The organism is Micromonospora parva (genome assembly GCF_000718515.1).
GTDB classification, from domain to species: Bacteria; Actinomycetota; Actinomycetes; order Mycobacteriales; family Micromonosporaceae; genus Micromonospora; species Micromonospora parva.
The window spans coordinates 443,754-469,697 of the sequence record NZ_JNZS01000004.1 but is presented as its reverse complement, the minus strand read 5'-3'; the positions used below and the strand labels follow the sequence as shown (position 1 = coordinate 469,697).

Below are 25,944 nucleotides of genomic sequence, written 5' to 3'. Positions count from 1 at the left end.
CCGGCATGGAAAGCCCCGATCAGCGCCCGTTCTCCGGCGCCCAGTGGACCATCTCCGCCGCCGGCCACGAGGCCGTCATCGTGGAGGTGGGCGGTGGGCTCCGGACGTACCGGCACGACGGCGTGGACGTGGTCGACGGGTACCGGACCGACGAGGTCTGCCCGGGTTGCACCGGGCAGGTGCTGGCCCCCTGGCCGAACCGGATCCGCGATGGCCGCTACTCGTTCGGCGAGCGGACGCACCAGCTCGCACTGACCGAGCCGGAGCGGCACGTGGCCATCCACGGGCTGGTCAACTGGGTGCCGTGGCAGTTGCTGGAGCAGTCCGCGGACGCCGTGACGGTCGGCTACCACCTGCCGCCGCAGCTCGGCTACCCGTGGCCGCTGCGGCTGCGCAGCCGGTGGAGCGTCGACGCGGACGGGCTGCGCGCCGAGCACGAGGTGACCAACATCGGCGGGGAGTTGGCGCCGTTCGGTTTCTCCGTGCACCCGTACCTGCAACTGCCCGGCGTCGCGGTGGACGACCTGGTGCTGCGGCTGCCCACCCGCAGCCGGGTGCTGGTGGACGGCCGGCTGCTGCCGGTGGGGGTGACCCCGGTGGCCGGCACCGAGTACGACTGGACCAGCCCCCGCCGGATCGGCGCCGCCGTCCTGGACTCCTGCTTCGGTGACGTGATCCGCGACGCCGACGGCGGTTCGTCGGTGAGCCTCTCCGCGCCGGACGGCGCGACCGGTGTGAGCATTTGGGCGGATGCCGAGTTCGGCTGGTGGCAGGTGTTCACCGGGGACGCCCTCACCGGTGAGCGGCAGCGCCGCTCGGTGGCGGTCGAGCCGATGACCTGCCCACCGGACGCGTTCCGGTCGGGCAAGGATCTGCTCACCCTCAAGCCCGGCACGACCTGGCGAGGTGCCTGGGGCATCCGCCCCGGCGCCTGATGGAGTTCGCCGAGGTCGTCCGCCGTCGGCGGATGGTGCGCAACTACGACCCGGACCGCCCGGTCCCGCCCGACGTGGTGGACCGGCTGCTCGACCACGCGGTCCGCGCGCCGTCGGCCGGCTTCGCCCAGGGCTGGGGTTTCCTGGTGCTGGAGGAGCCGGTCGACCGGGACCGGTTCTGGGCTGCCACCACCCCCGACGGGGGTGGGCGTCAGCGGTGGCTCGCCGGCATGCGCCGCGCACCGCTGATCGTGGTGCCGCACGCCAACGAGTCGGCCTACCTGCGGCGGTACGCGGAGCCGGACAAGGGCTGGACGGATCAGTCCCCGGACCGGTGGCCGGTGCCGTACTGGCACGTGGACGCCGGCTTCGCCGCGTTGCTGATGCTGCTGACCGCGGTGGACGAGGGGCTGGGGGCGTGCTTCTTCGGCATTCCGCCGCAGCGGCTCGGCACCTACCGGGACGCGTTCGGCGTGCCGGCGGAGTACCAGCCCATCGGTGCCGTCACAATCGGTTACCGGGCCGCTGACCATCGGTCACCGTCGTTGCGTCGGGGGCGTCGTCCGATGGACGAGGTTGTGCGGCGCGGCCGGTGGAACTGAGGCGGACGTCCCGTTCGTCCGGTTGAGGATCGGACGAGCGATAGCGAAACTGACATCAGGGAGCAGAACGCAGCGTGCGCTGGGCGGCTAGGCTGGCACGGTCATCGGTGCCGCGCCGCGCGGTGCCCGCCGCGGCCCGGCTCGGCGCCGTCGGTCGGCCCGGCCACGGGGAGGGGAGCGTGCCGTCGTGATCTTCAGAGCGGTCCGGGACGGGCGTCCCTATCCGGAGCACAATCTGACGCTCAAGCAGTGGGCGGAGATCCCGCCGCGGCCACTGCGCCTGGATCAGATGATCACCACCAAGCGCGAGTTGGCGCTGGACAAGCTCCTCGCCGAGGACTCCACCTTCTACGGTGACCTCTTCCCGCACGTGGTGCAGTGGAACGGTGGGCTCTACCTGGAGGACGGGCTGCACCGGGCGCTGCGCGCCGCCCTCCAGCAGCGCAACCAGATCCACGCCCGGGTGCTGGTGCTCTCCGAGCCGATCGAGTGAGCGGTCCGGCCTGAAGCTTCGTTAGGGTGGCGTCCATGACCGCTCCGCTGGACCTGCTCGACCTGGACCCGTCGCTCAGCGAGGAGGAGCGGCAGGTCCGTGACGTCGTCCGCCAACTCGTCGACGACCGGGTGCGGCCCCACGTCGCCGAGTGGTACGAGGACGGCCGGGTGCCCGCCCGGGAGCTGGCCCGCGAGTTCGGCAAGCTCGGCCTGCTCGGCATGCACCTGACCGGCTACGGCTGCGCCGGCACCTCAGCGGTCGCCTACGGGCTCGCCTGCCAGGAGCTGGAAGCCGGTGACTCCGGCGTCCGCTCGCTGGTCTCGGTGCAGGGATCGCTCGCCATGTACGCCATCTGGCGCTACGGCAGCGAGGAGCAGAAGCAACGCTGGCTGCCGTCGATGGCCACCGGTGAGGCGATCGGGTGCTTCGGCCTGACCGAGCCGGACCACGGTTCCGACCCCGCCTCGATGGCCACCCGGGCGCGCCGCGACGGCGACGACTGGGTGCTCACCGGCGGAAAGATGTGGATCACCAACGCCCCGATCGCGGACGTCGCGGTGATCTGGGCCCGCACCGACGAGGGCGTACGGGGTTTCGCCGTACCAATGGACACGCCCGGCGTCACGGCCCGGGAGATTCACCGCAAGATGTCGCTGCGCGCGTCGGTGACCGGCGAGATCGTGCTCGACGACGTCCGGCTCCCGGCCGACGCCCGACTGCCCGAGGCGGTCGGCCTCAAGGCGCCGCTGAGCTGCCTCACCGAGGCCCGCTACGGCATCGTCTGGGGTTCCGTCGGCGCGGCCCGCGACTGCCTGGAAACCACACTGGCGTACGCCACCACCCGCACCCAGTTCGGTCGCCCACTGGCCGGGTTCCAGCTCACCCAGGCGAAGCTCGCCGACATGGCCGTCGAGTTGGTGAAGGGGCAACTGCTCGCGCTGCACCTGGGCCGGCTCGCCGACGCCCGGCGGCTGCGGCCCGAGCAGGTCAGCGTGGGCAAACTGAACAACGTACGGGAGGCGCTGGCCATCGCCCGGCAGTGCCGCACCATCCTCGGCGCCAACGGCGTCTCCGGCGAGTACCCGGTGATGCGGCACGCCAACAACCTGGAGAGCGTGCTGACCTACGAGGGCACCTCGGAAATCCACCAACTGGTCATCGGACAGCGGCTCACCGGGCTCTCCGCATTCGCCTGACCTGCTCCTTTGTCGCTTCCTGGCGCTCGCCGCGCGACTGTCGTAACGGGGCCGTACCGTCATTGACAGACGACGTGTCTGACGAGGACGGTGAGCGTGATGGCCCGCGACGCTGGCAGCAACGAGCCCACGAGGGAGTTCCCCGGTTACCCGACCGGTGACGATCTCAAGGTGCGGTCGACCGCTACACCCGAGTGGACCACCGATACCCCGGAGGGCACCGGCGACCCCGCCGACCCGGCTGGCCCCGGTGGCCCGACGACCGGTGGCACCGGCGGGGGTGGTGGGGCGGCCCGAGGTCTGCTCCTGCTGCTCGGCGCCGCCGCGCTGGCCGTGATCGTGCTGCTCGGCATTCAGGCGACCGGCATCCTGCCGGAGTTCCGCAACCCGTTCGCCAAGGAGCAGACCGACCGCAGTCAGCCACCGCTGCTCAAGTCGATCCAGGACCTCAGCCGCTACGTGGCCGCCGAGGGCAACTTCCAGGTCGTGGTCGACACCCAGAACGACCGGCGCAACGTTCCGGACTTCCTGCTCAACGAGCGCACCCTGTTCGTCGGGGCCGGCAGCGTCGAGGCGTACGTCGACTTCACCAAGATCGGTGACGGGGCCATCGTCCAGTCCGCCGACGGCAAGTCCGTCGAGATCAAGTTGCCGGCGCCGCAGCTCGGCGAGACCAACCTCGACATGGAGAAGAGCTACGTCTTCGCCGAGCAGCGCGGTCTGCTCAACCGACTCGGTGACCTGGTCGGCAACGACCCCAACCGGCAGCAGCAGGTCTACCAGCTCGCCGAGGAGCGGATCACCGCCGCCGCCCGGGACAGCGGGCTCTCCGCCCGCGCCGAGGAGAACACCCGCAAGATGCTGGAGGGGCTGCTCCGCTCCCTCGGCTACCAGCAGATCACTGTCACCTACGTGGCGCCCTGACCTCCTCCTCCCCCCCGTACGCCGAAGCGCCCGCACCGACTTCCGTCGGAGCGGGCGCTTCTCGGCTGGTGCCCGGTGGCTCACGGCCCGGCTGCTGCTGACGGCCCGGCTGGGGCTGACGGCCCGGTTTCGTGCCCGCCGCCGGGGGCTCCCTCGCGGCCGGCGTGGCAGCGGTGCGGGCAATCTTGGACAGTTTCCGTCACGTGCTGACGGAAACTGTCCAAGATCTGGTCTTACCGGGGAGGGGTCAGTGGCCGGTGGAGGCGAGGTAGCGGTCCTCGTTCGGCATCAGCACCCACAGGATCAGGTAGACGATCACCTGCGTGCCGGGCAGCAGCAAGGACAGCAGGAACAGCAGCCGGACCATCCCGGCGGACATGCCGAACCGTCGACCGAGGCCAGCACAGACACCGGCGAGCATGCGCCCCTCACGGGGCCGGACCAGTTTGCGACTCATCGTCGTACTCCCACTCTGCGGCGGTGCGCCGCGTCTGCAATCCACGGTAGAAGGGGATGACCAGCTCGCCCTCGGTCCCGAGGTGGAGTGGCAACCAGTGGACCCGTAGGTGCATTACCCGGGCAGACCCCCGCTGACGCCTCCCCGAACGTCCGCCACCACCTGTCTCCGCCGGGCCGCCTCGCAAGATCGCACTCGATCCTGGTTGTGGTGGCCTCGGACCGGGCGGATGCCACTAAACCCTGGATCGAGCACGATCTTGCGGGGCGAGGCGAGGCGAGGCGAGACGGGGCCGGGCGAGGGCGAGGCGGCGAGACGGGGCCGGGCGAGGGCGGGGGCGGGGGACGGTCGTGGGGTGTTCACGTCCCGGACCGGGTGGGCGGTGACCTGGGCGGGTAGGCTGGCTGATCGGCCTTCCACACCCCGGAAGGCCGGCACCCATACCCCGGACGGTCACCATCGGGGCCGCCAGACCGGTGGTCACGACCCGCCCGGGTCCCGTACGCCGGGACGACGGCGAGGAAGCGCAGCCATGATCAGTGTTTTCGACCTCTTCAGTGTCGGTATCGGGCCGTCCAGCTCGCACACGGTGGGGCCGATGCGGGCCGCGCGTACGTTCGTCGGCGGGTTGAAGGCCGACGGGTTGCTCACTGACACGGCGCGGGTGCAGGCCGAGTTGTTCGGTTCGTTGGGTGCCACCGGGCACGGCCACGGCAGTGACCGGGCGGTGCTGCTCGGGTTGGCCGGTGAGTCGCCGGAGACTGTCGACACGGACACCGTCGGTCCTCGGGTCGAACGGATCCGCGCCGAGCGGCGGATCAACATCCTCGACGTGCACGAGATCGCCTTCGACCCGGATCGGGACCTGACGCTGCACCGCCGTCGGTCGCTGCCGTACCACCCGAACGGGATGACCTTCGTGGCGTACGACGGTGCCGGTGCGGAGCTGCGCAGCCGCACCTACTACTCCGTCGGGGGCGGCTTCGTTGTCGACGAGGAGGCGGCCGGCGCGGACCGGATCACGCCGGACAGCACCGTGGTGCGGTACCCGTTCCTGACCGGGGCGCAGCTGCTCGACGTCACCACCCGCACCGGTCTGTCGATCAGCGAGGTGATGTTGGCCAACGAGCGTTCCTGGCGCAGCGAGGCGGACATCCGGGCCGGTCTGCTGGAGATCTGGCGGGTGATGCGGGAGTGCGTGCAGCGCGGCTGCGAGCGGGACGGCGTACTCCCTGGGGGGTTGAAGGTTCGGCGGCGCGCGGCGGAGCTGCGGCGCGGCCTGGAGGCGGAGGCCGGGACGGTCGACCCGCTGCACGCGATGGACTGGGTGACGCTGTTCGCGCTCGCTGTCAACGAGGAGAACGCGGCGGGCGGCCGGGTGGTCACCGCGCCGACCAACGGCGCGGCCGGGATCATTCCGGCGGTGCTGCACTACTACACCCGGTTCGTGCCGGGTGCCGATGACGAGGGTGTGCTGCGGTTCCTGCTGACGGCGGGCGCGATCGGTGTGCTGTTCAAGGAGAACGCGTCGATCTCGGGTGCCGAGGTGGGTTGCCAGGGTGAGGTCGGTTCGGCGTGTTCGATGGCGGCGGCCGGGTTGGCCGAGGCGCTCGGTGGCACCCCGGAGCAGGTGGAGAACGCGGCCGAGATCGGGATGGAGCACAACCTCGGGTTGACCTGTGACCCGGTGGGTGGCCTGGTGCAGATCCCCTGCATCGAGCGGAACGCGGTGGCTAGCATCAAGGCGATCACGGCCGCCCGGCTGGCGCTGCGCGGCGACGGTGTGCACAAGGTGTCGCTGGACAAGGTCATCAAGACCATGCGGGAGACGGGCGCCGACATGAAGGTCAAGTACAAGGAGACGGCGCGGGGCGGTCTGGCCGTCAACGTGATCGAGTGCTGAGTCCGGTCGATTCGGGGCAATCGTTCACCGACTGCTAACCTGTCGTCCGTTTCAGGAGGCGGGAGGCGGCGGTGACCTCTGGCGTCGCGGCGTTGTGGTCGCACCGCAACTCGCTGCGCATCCTGGTCAGGCGGGATCTGGCGGTCAAGTACCAGCAGTCGGTGCTGGGCTACTTCTGGTCGTTGATCGAGCCGCTCGGCATGGGCGCCATCTACTGGTTCGTCTTCGGGGTGCTCTACTCCCGCGACACCGGTCGGCACCTCGGCGAGGCGGCCGGGTCGTACCCGTTGTTCCTGATCACCGGCATCTTCGCCTGGATGTGGACCAGTTCGGCGCTGAGCGAGGCGACGAACGCGCTGACCGGCCAGTCCCGGCTGATCACCACGATGAACGTGCCGCGTCAGGTCTTCCCGATCGGCCGGGTCACCGGCCGGTTCGCCGAGTACGCGGCCGGCCTGCCGATCCTGGTCGCGATCGCGGTGATCTACGCGGCGCACGGTCGGATCCACCCCGGTTGGTCGCTGCTGTCCCTGCCGCTGGCGGTGGCCGTGCAGGCCGTCCTGCTGACCGGGCTGGCCCTGCTGCTGTCCGCCTGGAACGTGCTGATGCGCGACGTGGAGCGGCTGATGCGTCTGATCATCCGGGTGCTCTTCTACGCCACGCCGATCATCTACCCGCTCAGCCTGGTCCGGGAGTCCGGTCTGCCGGGCTGGTTGAAGGTGGTGTACGAGCTGAACCCGCTGGTGGGGATCTTCCAGCTGCACCACGCGATCTGGTACCCGGACGAGTTTCCGGACGCCCGTCTGCTCGCCACCACTGTCGTCGGCAGCCTGCTGGTGCTGGTCGCCGGTTGGTGGTCGTTCCGCCGGTTGGAGCCCGCCGTGCTCAAGGAGCTGTGACGTGGCCACGCCGATCATCGAGGCGGACGGCCTGGGCATCCGGTTCGTCCGCAACCGCCGCCGTCAACTGCGGCTGCGGGAGCTGTTCATCCACCGCGGCGCGCGTGGTGCGCTGCCCGGCCAGTTCTGGCCGCTGCGGGACGTGTCGTTCACCGTGGAGCCCGGCGAGACCGTCGGGGTGATCGGGCGCAACGGCACCGGCAAGAGCACCCTGCTGCGGCTGATCGCCGGGGTGCTCATTCCGGACGAGGGCGACATCCGGGTGCACGGCGCGGTGGCGCCGCTGCTGGAGTTGTCAGCCGGTTTCTCCAACGACCTGACCGGCCGGGAGAACCTGCACCTGGTCGGTGGGCTGCACGGCCTGTCGACGGGCTACCTGAAGCGGCACTTCGACGAGATCGTCGAGTTCGCCGGTGAGCAGGTGGAACGGGCCATCGACACGTCGGTGCGGCACTACTCGTCGGGGATGAAGGTGCGGCTGGGCTTCGCGATCATCTCGCACCTGCCGCACCCGATCCTGCTGATGGACGAGGTGACCGCGGTCGGGGACGCGGAGTTCCGCAAGAAGTGTTACGCGACGATTGATCGTCTGCTCGGGGAGGGGCGCACGCTGGTGCTGGTGTCACACAACGAAAAGGACCTGACCCGGTTCTGCCGTCGGGGGTTGTACCTCGACGCGGGCCGGTTGACGCTCGACGGCACCATCGCCGAGGCGCTCGACGCGTACCACGCCGCGGTCCCGCGGTGACGCTCGCGATCGTGCTCGCCGCCGGACCATCCGCGGCGGGCCTGACCACGGCGACCGGTGAGCCGCTGGCCGACCGACTGGCCGCCCAGTTGCGCCGGGCCGGGGCGGACGAGGTGCGCTTCGCCGCCACCCTCGACGAGCTGACCGACCTGGTCGCCACCGCGACCGCCCCGGTGCTGATCACCGGAACGGACCTGGTCGCGCACACCGCCGTCCTGCGGCACCTGGCCACCAGCCCGGTGGGGCCGACTGTGGCGCTGGTGCTCGGCGACCCGCCGGTGCCCGGTCGGACCGCCGTCCGGGAGGAGCGCGGCCAGGTGGTCGACGCCGGCGCGTTGGACGCCCTCGACGGGGACGCCACCGGCGTGTTCGGCGGTGCGCTGCGGGTCGGCGTGGACGACCTGCCGACCCTCGCGGCCGCCGCCCGGGCCGCCGCGTCCGGAATGCTCCCCGTCGCCGCCCCGATCGGTCCGGTCGGCGACGTGGCTCCGCTGCCGACGACCGCCGGGGCCGGCGGGTCGGCCGCGGCCGGTGCCCCCGGGCCCGCCGTGGACCGGCTCTTCGCGGGCCTCGCGGCGCTCGGCACCCTGATCTTCGCCCAGCGGGTACGCCTGCTCGTCGCGCACCGGGTCGAGGACACGGCCGGGCTGGCCGTTGCCGAGGCGGCGGTGACCGCTGTCGACGAGGACCGGGCCGAGCTGCGGTTGTCGGTGAAGGAGAAGGACGACTTCTTTTCCACCTACTTCGTCAGCACCTGGTCGCCGTACCTGGTCCGGCTGTCGGCGCGGCTCCGGCTCACCCCGACCGGGGTGACGGTGATCTCGGTGCTCTTCGCGCTGGCGGCGGCGGTACTGTTCGGGGTCGGTGGGCGACCCGCGCTGGTCGGTGGCGCGGTGCTGCTCTATCTCGGCTTCGTACTGGACTGCGTGGACGGCCAACTGGCCCGCTACACCCGGCACTTCAGCGCCTGGGGCGGCTGGCTGGACACGATGGCGGACCGGGCCAAGGAGTACGTGGTCTACGCCGGTCTGGGCTTCGGGGTGAGCCACGCCGGGCTGGGTAACGGGTGGGCGCTCGCGATCGCCGCGATGACGTTGCAGACCGTCCGGCACATGACCGACACCTGGTACGGGGTGCTGCACGACGAGGCGGCCCGTCGGCCGCGTACGGCGACGAACGCCAGCGGCGGGATCGGTGACCGGCTCAACGCGGCGTCGACCCGGGTGCAGGCGGACACCGGTTCGCTGTCGTACTGGCTGAAGCGGACCGTGGTCTTCCCGATCGGTGAGCGGTGGGCGCTGATCGCGCTGACCGTGGCGCTGTTCAACCCGCTGGTCAGCCTGATCGCCGTGCTGGTCTGGGGGGTGCTGGCGTTCGCGTACACCGGTGCGCTGCGGACGCTGCGGGCCCGCTGGATGTGGGTGCCGGTGCTGGACACTGTCGACGCCACCCTGCACCGCGACGACGGCCCGTTGGCCCGCTGGTTGCCGGTGCTGCGCCCGATGGGGCCGCTGACCCTGGCGGTGATCGCCGCGCTCGGCCCGGCGGTGCTGCTGGTCGGGGCGCTGCTGAACGACGCGCCCGATCAGCTCCGGTGGGCGGTGCCGGTCGCGCTGCTGGTGCTGCTGGTCGGCGGCCTGGGCGCCGGGGCGGCGCACAACGGTCCGCTGGACTGGCTGGTCCCGGCGGCGTTGCGGGCCGCCGAGTACCTGTTCGCGATCGCCGTCGGCGTGGTCGGCGGGGTGCCCGGCTGGCTGATCTTCGGGTACGTCTTCGTGCTCACCGTGCACCACTATGACCTGACCGCCCGGCTGGAGAAGCGGCAGGCGGCACCGCCGCTGCACGCGGCGACGCTGGGTTGGGAGGGACGTTCGGTGCTGGTGGCGCTCGCGGCGATCGTCGGTATTGCGGGTGTCGGACTGGCTACACTCGGTGCGTACCTTCTCGTGGTTTTCGTGGTGAGCGTCGTCCTGGCCTGGTTCGTGCGACCGGCCCGTAGCGCGCGGGCGTCGGTCGCGCCGGCGGGCGTTGGAGGTGCCGCGCCGCGCTGACGGAGGGACGGCCGGATGACCCTGATCAGCTTCGTGGTGCCGGCCTTCCGGGTGCAGGGATACCTGCGGGAATGCCTGGACTCCATCCTCGGTCAGCCGGAGACCGACATCGAGGTGATCGCCGTCGACGACTGTTCGCCGGACGCCAGCGGCGACATCATCGACGAGTACGCGGCCCGCGACCAGCGGGTCCGCTCGGTCCGGTTGCCGGAGAACGTCGGCCTCGGTCCGGCCCGGAACATCGGGCTGGACCGGGCCGTCGGCGAGTACGTGTGGTTCCTCGACGGCGACGACTGGCTGGCGCCGGAGTGTCTGACCGACGTCGCCGAACGGTTGCGGGTCACCCGCCCGGACGTCCTGCTCGTCGATCACGTCCGCACCCACTGGAACAACACCGCCACCCGCAGCGCGATGGCGGAGGTGTTTCCGGAGTCACCGGGCTCGGGCACCTTCCGGTTGCGGGACCGGCCGCAGGCGATGCACCTGCTGCACACCGCGTGGAACCGGCTGGTCCGTCGGGAGTTCCTGGTCGACCTGGGGCTGCGCTTCGCGCCCGGCTGGTACGAGGACGTCTCGTTCAGCTACCCGGTGCTGATGGCGGCGCGGCGGATCGGCGTACTGGACCGGGTCTGTGTCAACTACCGCCAACGCCGCGCGGGCGCGATCACCCGGACCCGGGGTGACCGGCACTTCGAGGTCTTCCCGCAGTGGCACCGGGTCTTCCATCTGATGGATTCGTGGGGGTCGGCGACGGAGGCGCTGCGGCCGGCGGTCTTCGAACGGATGATCTGGCACTACCTGACGGTGCTCGGCAACGGTCAGCGGATCGCGCCGGAGCTGCGGGAGGCCTTCTTCGCGCAGATCACCGCCGACTACGAGCGTTGGCTGCCGCCCGGCGGCTATCCGGTGCCCGACGGGGTCGAGGGGATCAAACACAAGCTCGTCGCCACCGGCCGGTGGCGTACCTTCAGCGCGTTGCGGGCGGCCAGCCGGGCCCGGGACGCCGCCCGCCGGCGGGCCCGCACCGCTCGGCGCACTGTCGGCCCGGTTGCCCGGCGCGGTGCCCGGCTGACCCGCGACGGGCTGCTGCGCGAGTACTACCGGGCTGAGTTGCGACGTCCCGTCGACCCGACGCTCGCGGTGTACGCCGCGTACTGGTACCGGGGTTACTCCTGTAACCCGGCGGCCATCTACGAGGTCGCCCGCCGGTTGGCGCCGGGGGTGCGCGGGGTGTGGATCGTGCGCCGGGACCGGGTGGACGCCGTGCCGGCCGGGGTGGAGTACGTGGTGGCCGGCACGCCGGCGTACTACCGGGTGCTCGCCCGCGCCCGGTGGCTGGTCAACAACGTCAACTTCCCGGACTTCGTCCGCAAGCGACCGGAACAGGTGCACGTGCAGACCCACCACGGCACGCCGGTCAAGGTGATGGGGTTGGATCAGCAGCGCTACCCGATCGGCGCGGGCCGGATGGACTTCGCCGGGCTGCTGCGCCGGGTGGACCGCTGGGACTACAGCATCAGCGCCAACAGCTTCTCCACCCAGATGTGGGACCGGGCGTATCCGGCCACGTACACGACCCTGGAGGTGGGGTACCCGCGCAACGACCGCCTGGTCACGGCCGGTCCGGACGAGGTGCGCCGACTCCGCGAAGAGTTCGGTCTCGACCCCGACGAGCAGGTCGTCCTGTACGCCCCGACGCACCGCGAGCACCTGCCCGGCTACCGGCCACCGTTCGACCCGGACCGCTTCGTGCAGGCGTTGGGGGACTCGGGCCGGTTGCTGATGCGCAGCCACTACTTCCACGACCGGGATCGACGTCCGGGTAGGCCGAAGGACTGGGAGCGGGTGCGGGACGTCAGCGGCCACCAGCGGGTGGAGGATCTCTACCTGGTGGCGGACGTGCTGGTCACCGACTACTCGTCGGCCATGTTCGACTACGCGGTGCTGGACCGGCCGATCGTGCTCTACACCCCGGACTGGGAGGCGTACCGGCTGGCCCGGGGTGTCTACTTCGACGTCACCGCCGAGCCGCCGGGCGCGGTGGCCGCCACTTTCGCCGACCTTCTCGATGTGTTCCGCACCGATGCGGTGCGCTCGGACTCGGCAGCGAAGGCGCGTGAGCAGTTCCGGGCCCGGTTCTGCACAATGGACGACGGGCGGGCGGCGGAGCGGGTGGTGCGCCAGGTGTTCCTCGGGGAGCCCGGCGAGAGGTCCACGCACTGCTGATCGGCCGTCTGTCGTGTAATAGCAGCGACATCGATCGAACATAAGACGTTTACCCGATGTGCTAACGCCATGATCCTGGTCACAGTCTTGGAGGGTTCGGCCGACGCGCTGGGGGGGAAGACGGTGAGCACCGTCACGCTCAAGGATGTGACCAAGGTTTTCCGGGATGGCACTGTTGCCGTCGACAGCATCAATCTCGATGTCAACGACGGTGAGTTCATGGTGCTGCTCGGGCCATCCGGGTGCGGCAAGTCGACGGTGTTGCGAATGATCGCCGGGTTGGAGGAACCCACCACCGGCGCGGTGATGCTCGACGGCGAGTTGGCCAACGACCTCCCCCCACGGGACCGCAAGATCGCCATGGTCTTCCAGGACTTCGCCCTCTACCCCCACATGACAGTTGGCGACAACATCGCGTTCCCGCTGCGGCTGGCCGGGATCGAGCCCGAGCCGAGGGGTGAGCGGGTCAGCGACGTGGCGAGCGCGCTGGGCATCGGTGACGTGCTGGCCCGCAAGCCGGGTCAGCTCTCCGGCGGGCAACGGCAGCGGGTGGCGATGGGTCGGGCGATCGTCCGCCGGCCCGGCCTGTTCCTGATGGACGAGCCGCTGTCGAACCTGGACAGTGGTCTTCGTGCCGAGCTGCGCGCGGAGATCTCGGGCCTGACCCGTGAGCTGGGCGTCACCACCGTCTACGTCACGCACGACCAGGCCGAGGCGCTCACCATGGCCGACCGGGTGGCCATCATGCGCCGCGGCGTGCTCCAGGACGTGGGCACCCCGACCCAGGTGTACGGCCGGCCGGCGACGCTGTACGTGGCGGCGTTCCTGGGCAGCCCACGGATGAACCTGCTGGAGGCGTCGGTCTACGTCCACCTCGACCGGTACGTCACGCTCAACCTCGGCGACCAGTCGCTCTACCTGCCCTGGAACGACATCCGCAGTCGGGCGGTGGCGCACTACCACGGTGAGCGGATCGTGGTCGGCATGCGTGCCGAGGCGCTCACCCCGGTCGCCCCGGACAGCCCCGGTGACGTGCTGCGCGGGCGGATCCGTTACCTGGAGCATCACGGGCACGAGTCATTGGCGTTCCTCGACATCGGCGCGACCGCGATCATGGTGGACGAGATGGGCACCCCGCTCGATCCGCCGCCGGTCGGCCAGCGCGGCCTGCGCCGGTTCGGCTCGGTGATGCAGCGGCTCACCGGCAAGCCGGTGGAGGCGCAGGAGCCCGCGACAGGCGGCGTCCAGACCAGCGTGCTCCCCGATCCGGGCCGTCACCACCGACGGCCGGCGGAGCTGGCGGTGCGGCTGGCGCCGTACCCGGCGGTCAGTGCCGGTCACCCGCTCGCCGTCTCGGTGCGGATGGACGCGTTGCACTTCTTCGACGAGCGTGGCGACCGGATCGACGTGGGGTGGCGCTGACGACGCGCCGGAGCGGGGTGGCGGACCGGCCACCCGGTGCCCTACCGTCTGCCCACCCAGTCCACAGTGCAAGAGCATCGAGAGGGGTCCCCGTGTCGGGTGACCGTCCCAGCCCGCTCGTGATCGAGCGCATCCTGCGCGATCGCGAGGGCATCTGGCAGCAGATCGTGGCCGAGCGTGACCTCAACGGCCTGACCGGGCGGATGCTGACCAGCTCCGCCATCGCGTTGGCCTGTTACGGGGCGGTGTTGGGCTTCTTCCACAGCCCGCTGATGGCGCTGACCTCGGCGTTGAAGCTGCCACTGCTGTTCCTGGTCACGCTGGCCATCTGCCTGCCCACGCTCTACCTGTTCAACCTGGTCTTCGGCGCCCGGCTCTCGGTGCGGCAGTCGTTGGCACTGGTGATGGTGGCGATCACCGTCACCTCGATGCTCGCTGTGGCGTTCGCGCCGATCAGTCTGTTCTTCCTGATCACCGCCAACGACTACGGGTTCTTCAAGCTGCTCAACGTGGCGATCCTGACCCTGTCGGCGCTGGTCGGGTTGCGTTTCCTGACCGGCGGCATGCAGGTGCTCAACGACCACGGCCTGCTCGCGCCGGAGGCTCCTACCGCCAAGGCCACCGAGCAGGTCACCGCCCCGGCGCCGGTCCAGGCCGTGCCGGCCGCGGTGCCCGCCGGGGCGACGCCGGTCGGCACTCCGCCCGCCGGTCAGAGTGCCACTGCGGTGGCCGTGCCGGCCGGGGCGGCGGTGGCCGAGTCGACGTCGAACGGCGCGGTGACCACCGCGCCAGCTCCGGCGCAGGTTCCGGCGCAGTGGACCGGGCAGCCGGCCGGTGCCTCGTTCCCGCCCGGCTACCCGCCGCAGCGCCCGTGGGACAACGCTCCGATCCGACGCGGCGAGCCGACGCAGCGGCCGGCGAGCATGACCCTGCTCTACATCTGGATCCTGCTCTTCGGTTTCGTCGGCACCCAACTGGCCTGGACGCTGCGGCCGTTCTTCGGTGACCCGGGTCAGGACTTTGCCTTCTTCCGCAGCATCGACGGAAACTTCTACGCGGAGATCCTGCGCACCATCGCCAACCTCTGAGGGTGCCCGGTCGGCGGATCTCCGCTGGTTGCCGGCCTGGTTACCGGTGAGTAACGTCGGGTCATGACTATCGACTCCCGCCAGGTGGCGGCCGGCATTCTGGAAGCGGTGCCGTTCGCTCGTACGCTCGGACTTGAGTTCGTCGAGGTGGCACCCGAGGCGGAGGGTGGCGTCCGGGCGGTCGTCCGGCTGCCCGACTCGCCGGCCACCCACAACCACATCGGCGGGCCACACGCCGGCGCCATGTTCACTCTTGGCGAGACGGCCTCCGGCGCGGTCGTGCTGGCCGCCTTCGGGCAGCTGCTCGACCGGGCCGTGCCGTTGGCCGTCCGGGCCGACATCGCCTACCGGAAACTCGCGATGGGGCCGGTGCTGGCCACCGCGCGACTCGGCCGGCCGGCCGCCGAGGTGATCGAGGAGCTGGAGGCCGGGCAGCGTCCGGAATTCCCGGTCGCCGTGGAGATCGCCACCGAGAGCGGAAAGCCAACCGCGGTGATGACAGTGATCTGGACGCTGCGACCGAACTGAACCGCCTCGGGGCGGCGGAAAATGGGTTTGCGGGTCCAGCAGGGTGGATAGATTCGTACCGTGCTGGGCCTACCTGCTCACGTGACCGCCTGTCTCTTCGATCTGGACGGTGTGCTGACGCAGACCGCCCGCGTACACAACGCCGCCTGGACGCAGACCTTCGACGAGTTTCTCCGCCAGCGCGCCGCGGCCTCCGGCACGCCGTTCCAACCGTTCGATCCCGGCCCGGACTACAACCGCTACGTCGACGGCCGGCCCCGGGCCGACGGCGTCCGGTCGTTCCTCGCCTCCCGGGGGATCGTGCTGCCCGAAGGCGACCCGGACGACCCGCCTGAGGCGGAAACCGTCAACGGCCTGGGCAACCGCAAGAACGTCCTGCTGCTGCACCGTCTGCGCAGCGCCGGCGTCGAGGTCTACCCGGGCTCGGTGCGCTACCTGAAGGCGGCGACCGCCGCCGGGCTGCACCGCGCCGTGGTCACCGCGAGCGCGAACGGGGCCGAGGTGGTCGCCGCCGCCGGATTCGAGTCACTGCTGGAGGCCCGGGTCGACGGGCTGGTCGCCCGCGCCCAGGGACTGCGCGGCAAACCACACCCCGACACCTTCCTCGCCGGGGCCAGGCTGCTCGGCGTCGACCCGACACAGGCCGCCGTCTTCGAGGACGCGCTCTCCGGGGTGGCCGCCGGCCGCGCCGGTGGCTTCGGTTACGTGATCGGCGTCGACCGGGTCGGGCAGGCTGACGAGCTGCTCGCCCACGGCGCCGACATCGTCGTGACGGACCTCGCCGACCTGCTCGACGTCGCCGACCCACCGACGCCCACCCCCACCGCCACCGAACGGGGCTCCGCATGATTCGTGAGCGCGCCTATCCGGTCGAGCCGTGGCACGTCCGGGAGACCCGGCTGGACATGGACGTGCTGGCCCAGTCGGAGTCGGTCTTCGCGCTCTCCAACGGGCACGTCGGCCTGCGGGGCAACCTCGACGAGGGCGAGCCGCACGGCCTGCCCGGCACCTACCTCAACTCGTTCTACGAGCTGCGCCCGCTGCCGTACGCCGAGGCGGGCTACGGCTTCCCCGAGTCCGGGCAGACCATCGTCAACGTCACCAACGGCAAACTGATCCGGCTGCTCGTCGACGACGAACCGCTCGACGTGCGCTACGGCGAGCTGCTCGCCCACGAGCGGATCCTCGACATGCGAGCCGGGACGCTGCACCGGGAACTGCACTGGCGCTCGCCCGCCGGCCGTGAGGTCAAGGTGCGCAGCACCCGCCTCGTCTCGTTCACCCAGCGGTCCGTGGCCGCCATCAGCTACGAGGTGGAGGCCGTCGACGGCCCGCTGCGGCTCATCGTGCAATCCGAGTTGGTGGCAAACGAGTCGCTGCCCGCGCAGAGCAAGGACCCCCGGGTCGCGGCGGTGCTGGAGTCGCCGCTGCTGGCCGAGGAGGAGTTGACCACCCCCGACGGCGGGCAGCTGATCCACCGCACCAAGGTCTCCGGTCTCCGGGTCGCCGCCGCCATGGAGCACGAGGTGCACGGCCCGGACCACACCACCATCGAGTCAGAGGGCTACCAGGACTGGGTGCGCACCACGATCGCCTGCGTGCTCAAGCCCGGCGAGAAGCTGCGGGTGATCAAGTACCTGACGTACAGCTGGTCGAGTCGCCGGTCACTGCCGGCGCTGCGCGACCAGGTCGGCGCGGCACTGGCCGGCGCCCGGCTGGACGGGTGGGACGGGCTCCACCGGGAGCAGCGCAACTATCTCGACGCGTTCTGGGACGCCTCCGACGTGCTGGTCGAGGGCGACCCGGAGGTGCAGCAGGCGGTCCGGTTCGGTCTCTTCCACGTGTTGCAGGCCGGCGCGCGCGCCGAGCAGCGGCCGATCTCGGCGAAAGGGCTGACCGGCCCCGGTTACGACGGCCACGCCTTCTGGGACACCGAGATGTTCGTCCTGCCGGTGCTCACGTACACCCAGCCGAGCGCGGTACGCAGCGCGTTGCAGTGGCGGCACAGCACGCTGGATTCGGCGCGGGAACGGGCCGAGACGCTCAACCTGCGGGGCGCCGCCTTCCCCTGGCGGACCATCGAGGGCCCGGAATCATCCGGTTACTGGCCGGCCGGCACCGCCGCCTTCCACATCGCCGCCGACATCGCCGACGCGGTGCGCCGCTACGTGATGGTCACCGGGGACACCCAGATGGAACGGGAGATCGGGCTGGAGCTGCTGGTGGAGACCGCCCGGCTGTGGCGCTCGATCGGCCACCACGACCGGCACGGGCGGTTCCACATCGACGGTGTCACCGGCCCGGACGAGTACACCGCTGTGAAGAACGACAACGTCTACACCAACCTGATGGCGCAGCGGAACCTGCTCGCCGCCGCCGACGTGGTGATGCGCTACCGGGACGAGGCGTTCCACCTCGGGGTCACCGACGAGGAGGCCGCGAGCTGGCGGGACGCCGCCACCTCCATGCACGTCCCGTACGACGACGAACTCGACGTGCACCAACAGGTCGAGGGCTTCACCCGGCTCCAGGAGTGGGACTTCACCCACACCCCGGCGGAGAAGTACCCGCTGCTGCTGCACTACCCGTACTTCGAGCTGTACCGCAAGCAGGTGGTCAAGCAGGCCGACCTGGTGCTCGCCATGCACTGGCGGGGGGACGCCTTCACCCCCGAGGAGAAGGTCCGCAACTTCCTCTACTACGAGCGCCGCACCGTACGCGACTCGTCGTTGTCGGCCTGCACCCAGTCGGTGCTCGCCGCCGAGGTGGGCCACCCCGAACTCGCGCACACCTACCTGCGTGAGGCAGCGCTGATGGACCTTCACGACCTCAACGAGAACACCCGCGACGGCGTACACATGGCGTCGCTGGCCGGTGCGTGGCTCGCCCTGGTCAGCGGGTTCGGTGGTCTGCGGGACCACGACGGCGGGCTGTCCTTCGCCCCCCGGCTCTCCAGCCGGCTCAGCCGGTTGGAGTTCTCGCTGCAGTGGCGCGGGCTGGCGTTGCGGGTGGACGTCCGACCGCACCAGACGACGTACTCGCTGCGCCACGGTGGCCCGGACGACGTGGTGGAGCTGCGCCACCACGACCAGCTACTGCGGGTGACCTGCGACGAGCCGGTGACCGTGCCGGTGCCGCCGGCCGATCCGTCCGGCCCCGCGCCCGAGCAGCCACCGGGCCGCTCGCCGCTGCTGCGGCTGCCCGAGCGCGAACAGTGACGGGTGGGGCGGGAGTGTTCCCGCCCCACCCGCACTGGTCGATCAGACCGGCTCGCCGGTCGACGGACGGCCGATCGCGTCCCTGGGCGCCGCCGCCTTCGGGTCGTCGGGCAGCCGGGCCGACGCGGCCTGGTCGCCGAAATCCTGGTCCCCGAAGTCCTGGTTACGCTCGGCGTCCTGTTCCCGCTGGGCCTGCTCGGTCAGCTGCTGCTGCCGGGAGATCTGCTGCTTGGCCATGGCGATCCTCGCGATCCGTCGGGGCGCGGTGGCGCCGACACGGTCTGCGGTCGCTCGTCGCGTACCCGACGCCCCAGCGGGCAAACGCGGCCCGGCGGCGCGCCCACGGCCCGGCGGTGACACCGCCCCGGCGTGCGTGGCGCGCGCCGGGCCGGGTACGCGCAGCACCGGTGAGCACCCGGAGGTGAGGCATGGACGAGCAGCGCAGCACGGTGATGGTGCCGATCGGGGAGGCCCAGCTCCCCGCCGACCTGACGCTGCCCGCCCAGCCGGTCGGCGTGGTGCTGTTCGCGCACGGCAGTGGCAGTTCCCGGCACAGCCCGCGCAACGTGTCGGTGGCCCGGACACTGAACGACAGTGGGCTCGCCACCGTGCTGGTGGATCTGCTCACCCCGGTCGAGGACGAGGTGGACACGCGAACCGCCGAACTGCGCTTCGACATCGGGCTGTTGGCCAGCCGGCTGGCCGGGATCGTCGACTGGCTCGCCACCGGGCGTCCGGCCGGCGACGTGCCGATCGGCCTGTTCGGGGCCAGTACGGGTGCTGCCGCTGCCCTGGTCGCGGCGGCGTCGCGCGCCGATCGGGTGGCTGCCGTGGTCAGCCGGGGTGGTCGACCAGATCTGGCCGGGGACGCGCTGGCCCAGGTGCGTACCCCGACGTTGCTGTTGGTGGGCGGGCTGGACGAAGAGGTGATCGCGCTCAACGAGCAGGCGCTGGCCGAGCTGGGGGAGGCCGGCGAGCTGCGGGTGATCCCCGGCGCCACCCATCTCTTCGAGGAGCCGGGCACCCTTGAGCAGGTCGCCGACCAGGCCGCCGCCTGGTTCACCGCGCACCTCAGCCGATGATCACTGCGTGGGTAGCAGGGCCGAGGCCGAGCGGCGCTGTTGGACGGTGTCGATGACCCTCCAGAGGACTGCGGTGATCGGGACGCTGACGAAGGCGCCAGCGATCCCCGCGATCAGCGTGCCCGCGGTGACCGCCACCAGGATCACCGCCGGATGCAGCCGGACCTGCCGTTTCATGACCAGTGGTTCCAGCAGGTTGCCCTCGATCTGCTGGACGGCGATCACCGCCGCGAGGGTGAGCAGAGCGGTGGTGGGACCGTTCGCGGCCAGCGCCACCAGCACCGCCACCGCGCCCGCCACCGTCGCCCCGATGATCGGCACGAACCCGCCGAGGAACGTGATCAACGCCAGCGGCAGGGCGAGGGGCACCTGGAGCACCACGAGAGCCAACCCGATGCCCAGCGCGTCGACAGCGGCGATGAACATGGTGCCCCGGCTGTACGCGCCCAACGTCTGCCAACCGGCCCGGCCGGCCTCGGCCAGCACCGGCTGGTTCGGGCCGGACACCCGCGACAGCACCCAGTGCCACATCGACCGGCCATCCTTGAGCAGGAAGAAGAGCAGCACCAGCGCCAGCAGCGCGGAGCCGAACACCTCGGTGACGGTCCGGGCGCCGGCCACCGGGTCCGGAGAACTGCCACTGAGCCCCTGCCGGGCCTGGTCCACCAACCGGTCCAGCTGTGCCTCGCTGACCGGCAGCGTGGACGTCACGAAGTCGCGGCTGCGATCCACCCCCTGCGTCAACTCCTGGCTGAGCTGGTCGAACTGGCTGGCGGTCAGGTTCCACACCAGTGCGCCGACGCCGACCAGGATGCCGAGCAGCAGCAGGACCGTGCAGAGCGCGGCGAGCGCCGCCGGCAGCCGCAACCGGCGCAGCAGCAGCAGGACCGGATCGAGCAGCGCGGTGAGGAAGATGGTGGCGGCCAGCGCGATGGCCAGCGGCGCCAACAGGACGGCGATCTTGCCCAGCAGATAGAGCCCGGCGGCGACCACCACCAGGCAGGCGCTCCACAACACCGCGGTTCGGACCAGCCACGGCAACGCCGTCCAGGTCTGGCGCGGCCCGGGGCCGCCTGTCGCTCCGGGTTCCTCTGCGGCCATGTCGGTCCTCCTCGATCTCGACGAGGTCGGTACCCGGTCGGTCGTGCCGCGACACCCGAATGACCGGCCGGCGCCCGCGCGGATCGTACGCCGGCCGGGGTGACGCGGGTGGGTGTTCGCCAATCGCCCCCGCGACGGCGGCGTTTGCGCTGTCGGGTCGAGGGAACGCGAAGGGGACGGACCGGACTGAGGAGGAACGCCGTGGGTGACTTCATGGACAAGGCCAAGGACTTCGCGGACAAGCACGACAAGCAGGTCGACCAGGGCGCGGAGAAGGCCGGCGAGATGGCCGACAAGCGCACCGGCGGCAAGTACGACGACCAGATCGACAAGGGCGTGGACCAGGCCCAGGCGCGTACCGGTGAGGGTGACCAGGTCCGCTGACCCGCGCTGCTCCCGGGCCGCGTCGGCGACCCGGGAGCGCCCGGTCCACCCGGTGCGCGGGTCAGCGCTGTCGCTTGTGGTGTAGCTCGTCCATCGAGGTGGGCCGGCCGCTCAACGCGTCGCGTAGCCGGTCGACCAGGCCGATGCCGGGTGCGATCAGCTTGTTCGCCGGCGGATGGTCCGGGCTTCCCGGATGTGGCCGGGTCGGCCCGATCTCCTTGATCGCCGTCACCTTGGCCGCCGCCTCGACCAGCTCCTCCCGGGCGGTCGCCGCGCGCAGCCGCGGAAAGAGCTCCTTCTCCTCCTCCGCCACGTGACCGCGCACGATGGCGGTCAACTGGGTGAGCAGCTCGTCGAAGCGGGGGGCGGACGCGTCGGTGGACTCCAACTCCTTCATGGTTCGTTCGGCGTCGGCGTGCTCCGCGATCTCGCGGTCGGCGATCTCGTTGCCGTCGGGCAGTACCTTGCGGGCGATCGGATACACGTACGCCTCCTCGGCCACCGAGTGGCGGACGAGTTCGGCGATCACCACGTCGACGAGGTGCCGGCGGTGCTCGGGGGTGCCCTGCCGGGTCGCCAACTCGACGAGGACTGCCTCGATCTCCCGGTGGTCGGAGACCAGGATGTCGACGGCGTCGTGGTCGTCGGCGGTCGGTGGATTGGTCATGTGACGGCCCCTTACCGGTTGCGGATCGGTGGGAGGTGTGTGGCTCTGGTACCCCCACGGGGCTGCGCAAACCAATGGTTGACGATGTGTTCGGGGGTGTCGTTGGGGCTCGCCGGGAGACGGCTTGCCCAGCCGCCGAGATTGCCCCGCCGTTGCCGGGGTAACCGCCGCCATGGCCGACGACCGCCCACCCGCCGACCTCCGACGGTCGCGGCTCGACGAGACCGCCGAGCGGACGGTTCGGCGGGTTCGGCACCGTGGTGGGCAGGCCGGCAAGATCCGAGCCCGGCAGTGGGAGATCACCCTGGTGATCTCCGTCCAGTCCGGGTTGGCCGCGGCGATCGCCGCCCTCCTCGCCGACAGCCTGCTCGGCCAGGGATCGCACGTCTTCGCTCCCGCCGCCGCCGTCGGTACGATCGCCACCGCCATCGGGCAGCGGGCCCGGCGCACCTTCGAGCTGTTGGCCGGCGTGGCCCTGGGCATCATCATCGGCGACACGCTGCGATTCCTGCTCGGCTCGGGGCCGTGGCAGACCGGCGTGGTCGTCGCGCTGGCCATCGCCGCCGCGTTGCTGGTGGCCGGGAAGGGTGGCCCGCTGGTCGGTCAGGCCGGTGGTACCGCGGTGCTGATCGCCACGCTGGCACCGATGGAACGTGGCCTGGAGCTGCCCCGGATCTTCGACGCGCTCGTCGGCGGGGCGGTCGGCCTGGTGGTGGTCGCCCTGTTGTTGCCGGTCAACCCGATGCGGGTGCTGGACCGGGCCGCGGCGCCGATCTTCACGATCGTCTGCGAACAACTCGCCGAGCTGGCGCAGGCGCTGCGCGACCGCGACGGTGCCCGGACCCTGGGCGTCCTGGAGCGGCTGCGCGGCACCGATGACGACCTGGGCCGGCTGCACGACGCGCTCAGCGGCGCCGAGGAGGTGGTCACCATCGCTCCGGTCCGTTGGCACCGCCGGCAGCAGTACCACCGGTACGCCCGCAGCGCCGCTCACCTGGAGCGGCTGTTGCTGGACAGCCGTGCCATGGCCCGCTGGTCGACCACCGCGCTGCAGTACGACGAGCCGATCCCGGCGGAGCTGCCGGAGGCGATGCGTCGGTTGGGCCAGGCGGTGGTGGTGATGCGTACGGAGTGCAGGGTCGGTGACGACCCCCGGTGCACCCGCCAGTTGGTCGAGCAGTGCGCCGAGTTGGCCGGGCGGGCCTCGGAGAGCGGGGTCCACTCGTTCGGCGAATCCCTCGTCACCGGACTGCGTACCGCCGCGAGCGATCTGCTCCGGGCCGCCGGTTGCGAACCCGTGGACGCGAACCGGATCGTGCGCCGGGCGGCCGGTGCCGGCGAGGCGGAGATCCACCCGCCGGTTCGGCGAGAGCTGCACCGGACCCGACCGACGCGGGCCGCCCGGGCCCGTCGGCGCGCACACCTCGCCGCGCGGAGCCGTAACGAGAACCGGGCCGGCCTCCCCGCACGGGAGAGGCCGGCCCGGTGAACCGTCACGGTCAGGAGGAGTAGCCGCGCTCGGCGATCCAGTTGGCGACCTTGGGCAGGCTCATCCAGTACTCGCCCACCGCCGGGTCGGCCGGGTCGGCGACCCGGATGGTGTCACCGCCGTCGCGGTAGCCGACCAGGGTCAGGTAGTGGCCGCCCTCGTACGAGTGCGGGTTGCCGTCGGTGTCGACTGTCGTGCCCTTGATGTTCGCCACCACCGGCCGGCCGGCGTCCACGGCGGCCAGCACGTCCCGGCGCAACTGCTCGACCTGGTCCGGGCGGGCCACCGAATCACGGATCTCGGTGGTCCGGTACTTGCCGCCGGTCAGTTCGTTCAGCACCCGGGTGGTGTCCAGGGCCGAGGGGGTGCCCGCCTCGGTGGTGCCGAGCAGTCGGGCCACCTCGTCCTGGGAGAGCGCCTTGCCCTGGGCGGACAGCGCGATCCGGGTCGCGGCCGGGCCGCAGTAGTAGAAGTTCGGCTGGGCCTGGTAGTCGACGCCGAGGATCCGCTCGGCGTGCCTGTCGTTCTGGCTCGACGACGCCGGGGCGGCCGGCGCCGGGGCGGCCTGCGCGGCCACCGCCGGGCCGAGGGCGCACCCACCGGCGACAAGCAGGCCGGCGACGGACAGGCCGCTCTTCTGGACGATCGGGTTCATTGTCGAGTCTCCGTTCGGGGGTTGGCGCCTCCGGCAGGCGGACGGCGGCAGCACCGGGAATGGCGCTCGGCGCAACACAGGGGCCGACCATCGGTGGTCTCGGCCCAGGGCGTACCGACTGCGTAACCGCTCTGCTTCACCGAGAATTCCGCCGGCTGCGGGCACCGGGGACGGCACAACCTCCCGGCCGGCCCGAACCGGTCATCGGGGACGAACGGCCGCTCAGAGACTGCCCAACAGCCTGGTCACGGTGATCTCGATGACCACCCGCTCCGGATTCGGGCGCGGTGTCCGGTACCGCTCGGCGTACCGCCGCTCCGCCTCCGCCACGGCGGCCGGATCCGACCGCAGCACGGCGCGACCCTCGACGGTCAACCAGCGGCGGCCATCCACGTGGCACACTGCCACCGCCGCGCCCTCCGGGCCGGCCGCCGCCACCTGGCGGGCCTTGCGGGAGGTGCCGGAGGTGATCACCCGGGCCAGCCCGGCCGCCGGGTCGAGGGTCACCCCGACCGGTACGACGTGCGGGGTGCCGTCCGCACGCACTGTCGTCAGCGTCGCGAGGTGCCGTTCCGCGCAAAAGGCGGCAACACGCTCATCGTGCAGGTCCAACCGATGATCGCCCGCCATGCCCGTCCCCCGTCCCCGAACCGACCTGGATCATCGCACGCGGCGGCGGGCCCGCTCTGGGTTCGGTGGGGCGTCCGGCTGACCGGGCAGCTGGCGACCAGCCGCCCGCCGCTGGTGCACCAGCCGGGTCAGATAGATCAACGCGGCGGCCAGCACCCCCATGTCATCCAGGTAGATCGGGTCCGGCAGCACGTCGACCGGGAAGATCGTGTAGATCAGCGCCCCGTAGAAGGCGACCTTGCCGCCCGCGCCGAGCCCGGTCAGCATCCGCCGGGTACGCACCACCCGCACCGCCAGCACCACGGCACCGACCAGTGTGGCCAGCGCCAGGATGCCGGCGACCACCACGAGGACCCACGCCTGTCGGGACATGCCGTCACGCTAACCCAGATGAACCCGCCGGGCTCAGAACGCGGGCACCGTCGCGCGGCCGCGGGCGGTCACCTTGTTCTCCCGGGTCTGCTCCACGTTCTCCCGGGTCTGCGCGCCCAACGGTCGGGCAACCTCGCTCAGCGGCAGCACCGACGCCGACTCGGCGACCCGCCGTCCGGTCGCCGCGTGCGCCTCCTCGCGCAGACTCCGAGCCGCGGCCACCGCCAACTCCGCCGCCCGCCACGCGGCCTGCTCCCGCTCGCGGGCCGCGGCGTGCCTGGCCGCCAGGTTGTCCCGGATCGCCCGCTGGAGCACCAGCTCCTGCTCGACCGGGTGCAGTCGCGGGTCCCAGCCGTCGCGATGCGCGAAGACGTCGCTGAGCTGCTCCACCGACAGCTCCCGCCGCCAGTACGCGTCCAGGGCCGCCCGGTGCAGGTAGCGTTCGCGGTCGGCGTACTCGGCGGGAGTCCGTGCGGTGTGCGGCAGCGGCATCGCGGCCGCCGCGTCGAGCCGCCGCACGCCAGCCTCGGCCGCCTCGTACGCCGACCAGGCCGCCTCGACCTCCTCCTGCGCGGCCACCCACTCCGCCCGGCGACGCCGCACCGTGGTGCTCGCCCGTTCCGCGGCCACCGCGACCTCCTGCGCGTAGCGGCTCTGCTCCCGCTCCTCCTGCGCCTGTTCCAGTTGGCTCGGCATGGCGGCGCGGCGGATCCGGGCGCCCGGATCGAAGCGGAACCGGCCCGGCCGCAGCAGCAGCGCGGAGACGGCGACAGCGACCACCCCGAGCAGGCTCAGCCAGATGACGGCGGCCCGGGAGAGGTCCGGCAGGACGGCGGAGAGGACGGTTTGCATGATCAGCACCTCGCGGTCG

Annotated in this window: 26 protein-coding genes; 18 read left to right on the top strand and 8 right to left on the bottom strand. The window is 71.5% G+C overall.

Annotated elements, in window-relative coordinates:
• Positions 1–5 precede the first annotated feature (5 nt).
• From IF22_RS0106845 to IF22_RS0106825, 5 genes are all read left to right on the top strand, one after another.
• Positions 6–935, top strand: a complete 930-nt coding sequence (locus tag IF22_RS0106845) for an aldose 1-epimerase family protein (RefSeq protein WP_030329616.1) — start codon at positions 6–8, stop codon at positions 933–935.
• Positions 935–1,537: a nitroreductase family protein gene (locus IF22_RS0106840; protein ID WP_030329614.1), complete on the top strand. Its 603-nt coding sequence runs from the start codon at positions 935–937 to the stop codon at positions 1,535–1,537. Before IF22_RS0106845 ends, IF22_RS0106840 begins: the two co-directional genes overlap by 1 nt.
• Before the next feature lie 187 nt (positions 1,538–1,724).
• Positions 1,725–2,030, top strand: coding sequence for a type II toxin-antitoxin system VapB family antitoxin (locus IF22_RS0106835; RefSeq protein WP_030329612.1), 306 nt, complete (start codon positions 1,725–1,727; stop codon positions 2,028–2,030).
• A gap of 35 nt (positions 2,031–2,065) precedes the next feature.
• Positions 2,066–3,229 carry an acyl-CoA dehydrogenase family protein gene (locus IF22_RS0106830; protein WP_030329610.1) on the top strand — a complete coding sequence of 388 codons (1,164 nt, stop codon included), beginning with the start codon at positions 2,066–2,068 and terminating at the stop codon, positions 3,227–3,229.
• 99 nt (positions 3,230–3,328) lie between these two features.
• On the top strand, positions 3,329–4,153 hold the full coding sequence (locus IF22_RS0106825; RefSeq protein ID WP_030329609.1) for a DUF4230 domain-containing protein: 825 nt from the start codon (positions 3,329–3,331) through the stop codon (positions 4,151–4,153).
• Positions 4,154–4,400: 247 nt separating this feature from the next.
• Here IF22_RS0106825 and IF22_RS0106820 read toward each other — a convergent pair whose 3' ends face one another.
• Complete coding sequence (locus tag IF22_RS0106820) at positions 4,401–4,610, bottom strand: PspC domain-containing protein (RefSeq protein ID WP_030329606.1); 210 nt, start codon at positions 4,608–4,610, stop codon at positions 4,401–4,403.
• Positions 4,611–5,142: 532 nt separating this feature from the next.
• On the opposite strand from IF22_RS0106820, the gene IF22_RS0106815 reads away from it, so the two are divergent.
• From IF22_RS0106815 to IF22_RS0106770, 10 genes are all read left to right on the top strand, one after another.
• Positions 5,143–6,513: an L-serine ammonia-lyase gene (locus tag IF22_RS0106815; protein ID WP_030329604.1), complete on the top strand. Its 1,371-nt coding sequence runs from the start codon at positions 5,143–5,145 to the stop codon at positions 6,511–6,513.
• Between the two features lie 71 nt (positions 6,514–6,584).
• Positions 6,585–7,412: an ABC transporter permease gene (locus IF22_RS0106810; protein WP_030329602.1), complete on the top strand. Its 828-nt coding sequence runs from the start codon at positions 6,585–6,587 to the stop codon at positions 7,410–7,412.
• 1 nt (position 7,413) lies between these two features.
• Entirely contained in the window at positions 7,414–8,160 is a 747-nt protein-coding gene (locus IF22_RS0106805; RefSeq protein ID WP_030329600.1) for an ABC transporter ATP-binding protein, read from the top strand.
• The gene (locus IF22_RS0106800) at positions 8,157–10,211 is read left to right on the top strand and encodes a DUF5941 domain-containing protein (protein WP_030329597.1); all 2,055 of its coding nucleotides are present in this window, start codon (positions 8,157–8,159) and stop codon (positions 10,209–10,211) included. Before IF22_RS0106805 ends, IF22_RS0106800 begins: the two co-directional genes overlap by 4 nt.
• Positions 10,212–10,226: 15 nt before the next feature.
• Positions 10,227–12,437: a bifunctional glycosyltransferase/CDP-glycerol:glycerophosphate glycerophosphotransferase gene (locus IF22_RS0106795; RefSeq protein WP_030329596.1), complete on the top strand. Its 2,211-nt coding sequence runs from the start codon at positions 10,227–10,229 to the stop codon at positions 12,435–12,437.
• 123 nt (positions 12,438–12,560) lie between these two features.
• Positions 12,561–13,859, top strand: a complete 1,299-nt coding sequence (locus IF22_RS0106790; protein ID WP_030329594.1) for an ABC transporter ATP-binding protein — start codon at positions 12,561–12,563, stop codon at positions 13,857–13,859.
• Positions 13,860–13,951: 92 nt separating this feature from the next.
• Entirely contained in the window at positions 13,952–14,947 is a 996-nt protein-coding gene (locus IF22_RS0106785; RefSeq protein ID WP_030329593.1) for a hypothetical protein, read from the top strand.
• A 63-nt stretch (positions 14,948–15,010) separates the two neighbouring features.
• A complete protein-coding gene (locus IF22_RS0106780) occupies positions 15,011–15,475 on the top strand; it encodes a DUF4442 domain-containing protein (RefSeq protein ID WP_030329591.1) in 465 nt (154 codons plus the stop codon).
• Between the two features lie 60 nt (positions 15,476–15,535).
• The gene (locus IF22_RS0106775; RefSeq protein ID WP_030329589.1) at positions 15,536–16,324 is read left to right on the top strand and encodes an HAD family hydrolase; all 789 of its coding nucleotides are present in this window, start codon (positions 15,536–15,538) and stop codon (positions 16,322–16,324) included.
• The gene (locus IF22_RS0106770) at positions 16,321–18,693 is read left to right on the top strand and encodes a glycoside hydrolase family 65 protein (protein ID WP_030329587.1); all 2,373 of its coding nucleotides are present in this window, start codon (positions 16,321–16,323) and stop codon (positions 18,691–18,693) included. The genes IF22_RS0106775 and IF22_RS0106770 overlap by 4 nt, the downstream gene beginning before the upstream one ends.
• 42 nt (positions 18,694–18,735) lie before the next feature.
• Here IF22_RS0106770 and IF22_RS0106765 read toward each other — a convergent pair whose 3' ends face one another.
• Entirely contained in the window at positions 18,736–18,930 is a 195-nt protein-coding gene (locus IF22_RS0106765) for a hypothetical protein (protein ID WP_030329585.1), read from the bottom strand.
• Positions 18,931–19,121: 191 nt separating this feature from the next.
• Here IF22_RS0106765 and IF22_RS0106760 point away from each other — a divergent pair, with 191 nt between their 5' ends.
• Positions 19,122–19,775 carry a dienelactone hydrolase family protein gene (locus IF22_RS0106760; protein ID WP_030329583.1) on the top strand — a complete coding sequence of 218 codons (654 nt, stop codon included), beginning with the start codon at positions 19,122–19,124 and terminating at the stop codon, positions 19,773–19,775.
• On the opposite strand, the gene IF22_RS0106755 is transcribed toward IF22_RS0106760, so the two are convergent.
• Entirely contained in the window at positions 19,776–20,876 is a 1,101-nt protein-coding gene (locus IF22_RS0106755) for an AI-2E family transporter (protein ID WP_051708223.1), read from the bottom strand.
• Between the two features lie 213 nt (positions 20,877–21,089).
• Between IF22_RS0106755 and IF22_RS32900 the strand changes: the two genes are divergently transcribed.
• Positions 21,090–21,260 carry an antitoxin gene (locus IF22_RS32900; protein ID WP_247675748.1) on the top strand — a complete coding sequence of 57 codons (171 nt, stop codon included), beginning with the start codon at positions 21,090–21,092 and terminating at the stop codon, positions 21,258–21,260.
• A gap of 61 nt (positions 21,261–21,321) precedes the next feature.
• Here the strand turns inward: IF22_RS32900 and IF22_RS0106745 are convergent, their stop codons facing one another.
• A complete protein-coding gene (locus IF22_RS0106745; protein WP_030329580.1) occupies positions 21,322–21,927 on the bottom strand; it encodes a hemerythrin domain-containing protein in 606 nt (201 codons plus the stop codon).
• A 172-nt stretch (positions 21,928–22,099) separates the two neighbouring features.
• Here IF22_RS0106745 and IF22_RS0106740 point away from each other — a divergent pair, with 172 nt between their 5' ends.
• Positions 22,100–23,416: an FUSC family protein gene (locus IF22_RS0106740; protein WP_030329578.1), complete on the top strand. Its 1,317-nt coding sequence runs from the start codon at positions 22,100–22,102 to the stop codon at positions 23,414–23,416.
• Between the two features lie 10 nt (positions 23,417–23,426).
• Here IF22_RS0106740 and IF22_RS0106735 read toward each other — a convergent pair whose 3' ends face one another.
• The 4 genes from IF22_RS0106735 to IF22_RS0106720 all read right to left on the bottom strand — a co-directional run bounded on the left by IF22_RS0106735 (position 23,427) and on the right by IF22_RS0106720 (position 25,925).
• Positions 23,427–24,071, bottom strand: a complete 645-nt coding sequence (locus IF22_RS0106735) for a C39 family peptidase (protein ID WP_030329576.1) — start codon at positions 24,069–24,071, stop codon at positions 23,427–23,429.
• 222 nt (positions 24,072–24,293) lie between these two features.
• Entirely contained in the window at positions 24,294–24,701 is a 408-nt protein-coding gene (locus IF22_RS0106730; protein ID WP_030329574.1) for a pyridoxamine 5'-phosphate oxidase family protein, read from the bottom strand.
• A 30-nt stretch (positions 24,702–24,731) separates the two neighbouring features.
• Positions 24,732–25,073, bottom strand: coding sequence for a YkvA family protein (locus tag IF22_RS0106725; protein WP_030329572.1), 342 nt, complete (start codon positions 25,071–25,073; stop codon positions 24,732–24,734).
• Positions 25,074–25,106: 33 nt separating this feature from the next.
• On the bottom strand, positions 25,107–25,925 hold the full coding sequence (locus IF22_RS0106720; protein ID WP_030329570.1) for a hypothetical protein: 819 nt from the start codon (positions 25,923–25,925) through the stop codon (positions 25,107–25,109).
• Positions 25,926–25,944: the final 19 nt, after the last annotated feature.

Excerpts from the sequence above, each read along its gene's own strand:
- IF22_RS0106845 (WP_030329616.1), top strand. The coding sequence starts at position 6 with ATGGAAAGCCCCGATCAGCGCCCGTTCTCCGGCGCCCAGTGGACCATC.
- IF22_RS0106840 (WP_030329614.1), top strand. The coding sequence starts at position 935 with ATGGAGTTCGCCGAGGTCGTCCGCCGTCGGCGGATGGTGCGCAACTAC.
- IF22_RS0106830 (WP_030329610.1), top strand. The coding sequence starts at position 2,066 with ATGACCGCTCCGCTGGACCTGCTCGACCTGGACCCGTCGCTCAGCGAG.
- IF22_RS0106825 (WP_030329609.1), top strand. The coding sequence starts at position 3,329 with ATGGCCCGCGACGCTGGCAGCAACGAGCCCACGAGGGAGTTCCCCGGT.
- IF22_RS0106820 (WP_030329606.1), bottom strand. The coding sequence starts at position 4,610 with ATGAGTCGCAAACTGGTCCGGCCCCGTGAGGGGCGCATGCTCGCCGGT.
- IF22_RS0106815 (WP_030329604.1), top strand. The coding sequence starts at position 5,143 with ATGATCAGTGTTTTCGACCTCTTCAGTGTCGGTATCGGGCCGTCCAGC.
- IF22_RS0106795 (WP_030329596.1), top strand. The coding sequence starts at position 10,227 with ATGACCCTGATCAGCTTCGTGGTGCCGGCCTTCCGGGTGCAGGGATAC.
- IF22_RS0106780 (WP_030329591.1), top strand. The coding sequence starts at position 15,011 with ATGACTATCGACTCCCGCCAGGTGGCGGCCGGCATTCTGGAAGCGGTG.
- IF22_RS0106770 (WP_030329587.1), top strand. The coding sequence starts at position 16,321 with ATGATTCGTGAGCGCGCCTATCCGGTCGAGCCGTGGCACGTCCGGGAG.
- IF22_RS0106765 (WP_030329585.1), bottom strand. The coding sequence starts at position 18,930 with ATGGCCAAGCAGCAGATCTCCCGGCAGCAGCAGCTGACCGAGCAGGCC.
- IF22_RS0106760 (WP_030329583.1), top strand. The coding sequence starts at position 19,122 with ATGGACGAGCAGCGCAGCACGGTGATGGTGCCGATCGGGGAGGCCCAG.
- IF22_RS0106755 (WP_051708223.1), bottom strand. The coding sequence starts at position 20,876 with ATGGCCGCAGAGGAACCCGGAGCGACAGGCGGCCCCGGGCCGCGCCAG.
- IF22_RS32900 (WP_247675748.1), top strand. The coding sequence starts at position 21,090 with ATGGACAAGGCCAAGGACTTCGCGGACAAGCACGACAAGCAGGTCGAC.
- IF22_RS0106745 (WP_030329580.1), bottom strand. The coding sequence starts at position 21,927 with ATGACCAATCCACCGACCGCCGACGACCACGACGCCGTCGACATCCTG.
- IF22_RS0106740 (WP_030329578.1), top strand. The coding sequence starts at position 22,100 with ATGGCCGACGACCGCCCACCCGCCGACCTCCGACGGTCGCGGCTCGAC.
- IF22_RS0106735 (WP_030329576.1), bottom strand. The coding sequence starts at position 24,071 with ATGAACCCGATCGTCCAGAAGAGCGGCCTGTCCGTCGCCGGCCTGCTT.
- IF22_RS0106730 (WP_030329574.1), bottom strand. The coding sequence starts at position 24,701 with ATGGCGGGCGATCATCGGTTGGACCTGCACGATGAGCGTGTTGCCGCC.
- IF22_RS0106725 (WP_030329572.1), bottom strand. The coding sequence starts at position 25,073 with ATGTCCCGACAGGCGTGGGTCCTCGTGGTGGTCGCCGGCATCCTGGCG.
- IF22_RS0106720 (WP_030329570.1), bottom strand. The coding sequence starts at position 25,925 with ATGCAAACCGTCCTCTCCGCCGTCCTGCCGGACCTCTCCCGGGCCGCC.